Below are 6,616 nucleotides of genomic sequence, written 5' to 3'. Positions count from 1 at the left end.
GTTCTTTTGAGCGCACTTTTCTCATTGTTGCTCGATATTCGCTTAGATTGCTAGGCCACACATCGAGCGCCGCGATAAAAGCACGCTCAAAGAGAACAAAAATGGAACAGCAAAGATCAACAGGCCCTAAATAAATAGCATTAAAAAGGTCGCAATTGCGACCTTTTTTTATTGCGAGAAAAGTTTAACGACTTGCAAAACTATCAATAAAGTCTTCTAACTTATCTTCGTCAAGTGGCTTTAAGCCTTGCTCTGTGCGCTGCACTAAGCCTTGTTCTACTAAATCACTTACCACGCGACGGTATGCACGTTCTGTTGTGGCAAAACGCTCTGCTTCAGCGCTTACTTTAGGGTAAGGTTTTAACATTGTCACGGTTTCATCTTGGTAACGGGCTAAGCAGTCTTTGGCAATATTAAAACTAAGTGGTAACAGCAGCTTGTTTAAGTTTATTTGTTGGTTCTCAATAAACTTTTCAGCAATGCTTTTTGCGGTGTAGAGTGCTAATTCTGGCTTTTCTTGTAATAATTCACGCCAGTACTTTAACTCAATTAAGTTATAGGTTACTTCACTTTGACAGGTCATAGAATAAATACAGGGCCTGTCATTAAGCGCTTCAACTTCACCCACTAAAGTATTGTGGCAGTCAAGTTGCCCTAGCAATAAGCGCCTACCGTTACCTACGTCGTAACTAAATGAAATTGTACCACTACGTACTAAAATTAATTTACTTAATGGTTTGCCTTGCTCGGCAAGTAACTTACCTTTTTTTAAGGTATAGCTGTTGCCTGCGTACGACAGTAACTCATCAACTAGAGTTTTTGAAAAGTGGTAATCGAACATATAGTCTCGCTTGTTGAGTACAAGTAATTAGCGTTTGCTGTTGGACAATTGTCCTTCAGCTATTCTATCGGACCGTTTAGCTTACAGCAAATTGGTAATAATTAGAATCGGAGCGATACAATGGTTTGGGAATATTTAGGTTATTTTGCGTCAGCATTGCTCGTTGCTTCGTTAATGATGGAAGATGTCACTAAATTACGTTGGTTTAATTTAGCTGGCTGTATTTGTTTTACCTTGTATGGTTTGGCTATTTCAGCTTGGCCGGTAGCTTTTACCAATGGCTTACTTTCCTTCGTAAATATTTATCACTTAATTAAATTAGCAAAGAAAAACTCAGCGACAGCTGATATTAAAGCAGACAGCTAAAAAGCTTCAATATTTAGAATTCAGAGCGCAGTATCAAGACTCTGAATTCTAAACGCTCTTTATACTTACTTTTGTTGGTATTTTAACTTACCCGCCAGCCAAGTTTGTTCAACTTGGGTGTGGTAAATATCGCTCAGTGGCGCTTTAAAATAATTAGTATCCACAATTATAAAGTCTGCCCACTTACCTTTTTCTAAACTACCAATTTTAAATTCTTGGTGAGCTGCATAGGCCGCATCTAAAGTAAATGCACGTAGCGCTTGTTCGCGAGTTAACTTTTCCTCAGCAAGCCAACCACCTTCTGGTGCACCGTCCTTATCTTGGCGTGAAACTGCGGCGTATAAACCATGAAACGCGTTTGCTAACTCAACTGGAAAATCTGAACCCGCCGCTACGCGAGAACCTTGCTTTAAAAATGTTTGCCATGCATAAGCGCCCGTTAAGCGCGCCTTACCAAGGCGATCTTCCGCCATATGCATATCAGAAGTGGCATGCACTGGTTGCATTGAAGGAATAATAGCAAGTTGTTTAAAGCGTTTAATATCACTTGGCTCAACAATTTGCGCGTGCTCCATGCGATTTCTAAGTAGTTTACCGCCACTTTTAGCGTAAACTTTTTCATAAGTGTCGAGTACTACACGGTTCGCTCTATCACCAATGGCATGCGTATTTACGCTAAACCCAGCTTTAAACGCCTGAGTAAATACATTTTCTAACTCATTTTTGCTCATTAGCATTAAGCCTTTGTGGCCAATACGGTCTTGATAGTCTTCAAGTAACGCAGCCCCGCGACTACCTAACGCACCATCCGAGTACACTTTTATACTGCGGATCGCCAACATGTCGTTATCATCAAACTTTTTGCCAGCGGCAAGTTGTTTAGTTAACTCGCTATCTGTTGCACTTAACATGGCATAAATGCGAATAGGTAAGGTGTTGTTAGCTGCGCGTTCTAAATAAACTTGGTAAGTTAAGTTATCAATGCCAGCATCATGTGCTGAGGTAATGCCTAAACTCAGCAAATGTTCACCTGCGGCATCAAGGCGTTTATTTACTTCGGTCTTATCAACGCTTGGCATATGTTGATAAACAAGTGGCTCTGCATTATCAATCAAAATACCTGAAGGCTCGCCGTTATCTAAACGGATAATTTCACCGCCGCTAGGTGCTTGTGTATCTTTATTAATACCCGCAATTTCGAGTGCTTTTGAGTTTACCCAAAGGGCATGACCATCAACGCGTGTTAGTGCAACAGGTCTATCGCTCACTATCGCATCGAGATCTTTGGCGGTAGGAAATACCTTACTAGGCCAGTTTTCTTGGTTCCAACCGCGGCCAATCACCCAACCGTCGGTTTGGTTTGCGTATTCTTCTATGCTCTTTAGCGCATCTTTCAATGAGCTACTACTGCGTAAATCAAGTTGGCTTTGATTTTTACCAAGGCCAATAATGTGGCCGTGCGCATCGATTAAGCCAGGTAGTAAGGTTTTACCTTCTACATCGATTTTCTCAGAAGGACTATAAGTTGAAATAATTGATTTATCGCCTGTTGCGACGACTTTCCCGTCTTTAATAACTAAAGTAGAAAATTCGTGAACGCCTTTATTTTGCTTGAGCGTATAGCCTTTTGCATTGTGGAAAATGGTGTAATCAGCAAAGGCAAATGGCGTAAAGCTAGCCAAGCTAACACTCACTGCTAGTAGGGCACGTTTTAATTGTTTTTTTGTTGTCATTGTTATTCTCAAGCTAAGTGTGTGTATTGAGAATAACAAAGTTAAAACAAATAAATAACCTCAGATTTAGATTACAAATTTGCAAAGCATGCTTGTGGTAATTTAAGTATGTATATCACTATAGTCAGCACGCAATTTCGCCAAATTGCATATTAACTTATGTACTAAAAAATGTTGATGTAATGAAAAGAATTTAACGCCACGAACCGCTTGATCGGGCGTTAAATTAAGTGTGACTGTTGAAAGTCACACAGTCGAGGGTTATCGATGTAACAACTGTTGTGGTGTTTTAATTTGGGCGTTAATGGCAACTAATAACGATGCTAATTTTTGCTCATTTTCGCAGTTGGTTGTCCAAAGTACAGCGGGTAAATTAAGTTGTTGAGCCAGCTTCAATGCCGTTTCAATGATGTAGTTAAGTGAGTTTGTACAACTAGCAACACCTTTAGCAACAAGGTCATAGCAGTTAATACATACGGCTTGCCATAGCTCTTGTTCAACGATAATCGCGCTATTTAAAGAGGCTAGGTTTAAGCTATTGTTTGAATCGGTTTGCATTACATATCTACTTCACAACTAATACAATAACTTTATATCGTTAATCGCAATAAAAACTTGAGAAATTATTTTCAAAAATATCGGTTAAGTAACCAACTTATTTTTAATAATTAGCGGGTTAACGGTTTTAAAATTAACCCTTAAACGTTACTAAAAACTCAACGCCTTGGTTTTTATTGGTAGCTGAAATAGTTGCGCCGTGGAAGTCACAAATTAAACGTGCCATATATAAACCCAACCCTAAATGAGGCTCTTTTTGTTTGCTTGATTCACGTACTGATACCATAGAATCGAATATATGATTGGCCATATCTGGCGGCAATTGCGGGCCTGCGTTAAAAATACTAAATTGCGCTTTACCACTCGTGATGTGATAGTTCACTTCAATACTTGTCTCTTTCTCGGCAAAATCAACTGCGTTGCTTATCAGTTTGTCGAGCAGTTGTGCAATGAATTCAGGCACCCCATTAAGTGCATAAGCTTCATCGCTAAGGGCTAAGTTGAAGTGTTTATTCGGGTAGGCAAGGGTGTAACCTTGCATACAGCCATTTATTACTTCGCTCAAATTAAATTGCTCTTTTTGGCTATTTTCAATGGCGTGCTCTAGACGTGTTGCTTCACTCATGGTGGTGAGTATTTTGTTTAAACGCGCCACACCTTCTTTTGCGCGAGCAATATATTTTTGACTAGGCTCATGAGTATTTTGTAGCTCAAGGCTTTCAAGGGACGAGCGTACCACAGCTACTGGCGTGCGCAGCTCATGCGATAAACGCGAGCTCATATTTTCTAAATAATGAGTGTAGCCGCCAAGGCGATTTACGATACTCGCAAAGCTGCGTGACAAGTCGCCAATTTCATCGCTAGAAAATTGTTTGTCAATTTTGCCTGTAACACGGCCTTGTGCATCAATGGCTTTTTCTGCTGCGTCGCGTAAGCGCCTGATTCGTGTTGAGATAATGGACGCGAATAAAAACAAGCTCAACGTACCAATGAGCATAATGGCTAAAATCACATTAAACAGTTTTTCGAACGCTTTGTTTCTTATTTCGCGAATACCGTTAGTGGTTTCTTCGGCAATTACAGCGCCCATTACTTGGTCGTCAATCCAAATAGGGTAGGCCGCAGAAAGGATCACCGCTTTTTGATCGGGGGTTAAGCGCCATGTTGATTTTGCGTGGCCATCAAGTGCTGCATTGATATGGCTACCATCAAGCGCGGCTACATCGCGGGTAATATCGGTAAATTCAGTTGCAGGGCGAGTGAGAATTTTGTAATAAATTGGGTGCAGGTATTCTTCTTCAAATTTCTCCCAACGCGATGGTTTGCGCTTTTTAATGGTGTCGCCCCAGCCGCCATCGGCGCTTTTTATATTACCGGCATCGGCTAAAACACGGCGGTGCTGGTCGACTACAAATACGCGGCTGCCGGCACGTGCCATGCCTTTAATAATTTCTTCAATTTCTGGTGAGGGCACTAAAATTGAGCCTAAGCTTTGCTGCTCGTTGAGGTTAGAGGTGGCGATTTCTGCTAATTTTTCCTCGCCTTGGTCTTTATCTAAAATTGCAAAGCCCAATTTATTACCAAGAAGCGTTAATGGCAGGCGCAGCTCAATATTGTAGCCTTGCTTAGTTAAACGAAAGTAACCTTGAATTTGCGTAAAGGGCATTTTGGTTTCGGCGTCAAAGGCGTTAACCCAACCTGCTTGTTTGGTTGAAATTAAATAGGTTTTCACTTCACCTTCGAGATTTGTAAAGGCAATTTTTAAGTGATCGTTACGCTCTAAGCTGATGGTGTTTCTACCGCGCATAACAACATCGTCATCGGTTACGCTAAATTGCGCGTAAAGGTAGTCTTTGTATTTGCCTACCATATGCTTAAACGAGATGTCTTCATCGCTATGCATTGCGTTATCTTGCGTTAAGTAGGCGTCGCCATAATGCCAAACAAGGGGTAAATAGGGTTGCCAATCTTGCAGCTTACCGTCGAGTTGAATGGGTCCTACAATATTGTAAGCGTAAAGATCGCGGCCTTTTTCAACCGATTCTAAAAAGCTTGCTTGGCTGTCGAATAATTTTGGTCTGTCGTGTAGTGCGGTTGCCAAAGCGCGGCTGGTGGCAACTAAGTTTTTTTCTTGCCCTAAGCGTAAAAAGTTTTCCATTTCAGCCACATACTGATGGCCAAGCCATGGCAGTAATAACAAAAAGCTTGAAAGAACAACAACTTTAGTGCGCAGACCAATTCTCATGGCTTATTTTGCCTCCCAGCGGTAACCCATGCCATACACGGTATCGATATGATCAAATGCATCATCAATTTTTAAGAACTTTTTACGAATACGCTTAATATGTGAGGTGATGGTGCTGTCATCAACGTAAATCTTTGCCTCATTCATTAAATCGTTACGCTGTTTAACATGGCCTGGGCGAATAGCAAGTGCATGCACTAACCAATATTCAGTCACGGTTAAATCAATAGTAACGCCCTGCCAAGTGACTTGCATGCGTTCAGGGTCTATCACTAATTCGCCGCGTTCAATAAGTTGTGCTTGCTGCTGGGGAGTATTGAGCGCCAACTGGCGACGAAAAATTGCAGAAATACGCGCGGCTAAATGAGCAAGGCTGATGTCTTTTGTAAGGTAGTCATCAGCGCCCATGCGTAAACCCGATACGGTATCGATTTCGTTATCTCGCGCAGTTAAAAAAATAATCGGCAAGGTTTGGCTTTTTGCGCGTAATGCTTGGCACAACATAAAGCCGCCATCTATTTCATCACCTAGGCCAATATCAATAATCGCTAAATCTGGCAGGTTTGCTAATAACTCGTCTTGTGCGCTGATGCGATCAGCATAGCCTTTAACTAAATAGCCTTGGCTTTCTAGCATATCAATATAGTTTTCACGAATGGCGTCTTGATCTTCGATGATGGCGATTTTTTTCATTGATTACGGTTAATTGCGTATTGATAGCCGCCACTATACCTAAAAAATGAGCAAAAAATAGAGAATCGGAGCAATTGCCATTTTTTTGCCACAATTGCTCATCGCATTGCCTTTTTTCAAACCAAAAATTGCCAGATCAGCTTGTTTTAATTACTCCAACGCAAACGGTGCAGCAGCATC

Annotated in this window: 6 protein-coding genes; 1 reads left to right on the top strand and 5 read right to left on the bottom strand. The window is 41.2% G+C overall.

Translation table 11 applies throughout. From position 1 onward, the window contains the following. Window positions 1–184 precede the first annotated feature (184 nt). Window positions 185–841: a Crp/Fnr family transcriptional regulator gene (locus tag C2M30_RS05400; protein ID WP_100912691.1), complete on the bottom strand. Its 657-nt coding sequence runs from the start codon at window positions 839–841 to the stop codon at window positions 185–187. Window positions 842–961: 120 nt separating this feature from the next. Here C2M30_RS05400 and C2M30_RS05395 point away from each other — a divergent pair, with 120 nt between their 5' ends. Then, window positions 962–1,207, top strand: a complete 246-nt coding sequence (locus C2M30_RS05395; RefSeq protein WP_105170931.1) for a YgjV family protein — start codon at window positions 962–964, stop codon at window positions 1,205–1,207. Between the two features lie 65 nt (window positions 1,208–1,272). Here C2M30_RS05395 and C2M30_RS05390 read toward each other — a convergent pair whose 3' ends face one another. From C2M30_RS05390 to pdsR, 4 genes are all read right to left on the bottom strand, one after another. Next, window positions 1,273–2,940, bottom strand: coding sequence for an amidohydrolase (locus tag C2M30_RS05390; protein ID WP_105170930.1), 1,668 nt, complete (start codon window positions 2,938–2,940; stop codon window positions 1,273–1,275). 261 nt (window positions 2,941–3,201) lie between these two features. Next, a complete protein-coding gene (locus C2M30_RS05385) occupies window positions 3,202–3,498 on the bottom strand; it encodes a hypothetical protein (RefSeq protein ID WP_105170929.1) in 297 nt (98 codons plus the stop codon). A gap of 133 nt (window positions 3,499–3,631) precedes the next feature. Next, a complete protein-coding gene (gene pdsS, locus C2M30_RS05380; RefSeq protein WP_105170928.1) occupies window positions 3,632–5,743 on the bottom strand; it encodes a proteobacterial dedicated sortase system histidine kinase in 2,112 nt (703 codons plus the stop codon). A gap of 3 nt (window positions 5,744–5,746) precedes the next feature. After that, the gene (gene pdsR / locus C2M30_RS05375; protein ID WP_105170927.1) at window positions 5,747–6,436 is read right to left on the bottom strand and encodes a proteobacterial dedicated sortase system response regulator; all 690 of its coding nucleotides are present in this window, start codon (window positions 6,434–6,436) and stop codon (window positions 5,747–5,749) included. Window positions 6,437–6,616: the final 180 nt, after the last annotated feature.

The organism is Pseudoalteromonas sp. T1lg24 (assembly GCF_002964745.1).
Taxonomy (GTDB): domain Bacteria; phylum Pseudomonadota; class Gammaproteobacteria; order Enterobacterales; family Alteromonadaceae; genus Pseudoalteromonas; species Pseudoalteromonas spongiae.
The sequence above is the reverse complement of the archived record's forward strand: the minus strand, read 5'-3'. Positions and strand labels throughout refer to the sequence as shown.

What these genes read in the sequence shown, in the direction of transcription:
- pdsS (WP_105170928.1), bottom strand. Translation starts at nt 5,743, where the DNA reads ATGAGAATTGGTCTGCGCACTAAAGTTGTTGTTCTTTCAAGCTTTTTG.
- C2M30_RS05400 (WP_100912691.1), bottom strand. Translation starts at nt 841, where the DNA reads ATGTTCGATTACCACTTTTCAAAAACTCTAGTTGATGAGTTACTGTCG.
- pdsR (WP_105170927.1), bottom strand. Translation starts at nt 6,436, where the DNA reads ATGAAAAAAATCGCCATCATCGAAGATCAAGACGCCATTCGTGAAAAC.
- C2M30_RS05390 (WP_105170930.1), bottom strand. Translation starts at nt 2,940, where the DNA reads ATGACAACAAAAAAACAATTAAAACGTGCCCTACTAGCAGTGAGTGTT.
- C2M30_RS05385 (WP_105170929.1), bottom strand. Translation starts at nt 3,498, where the DNA reads ATGCAAACCGATTCAAACAATAGCTTAAACCTAGCCTCTTTAAATAGC.
- C2M30_RS05395 (WP_105170931.1), top strand. Translation starts at nt 962, where the DNA reads ATGGTTTGGGAATATTTAGGTTATTTTGCGTCAGCATTGCTCGTTGCT.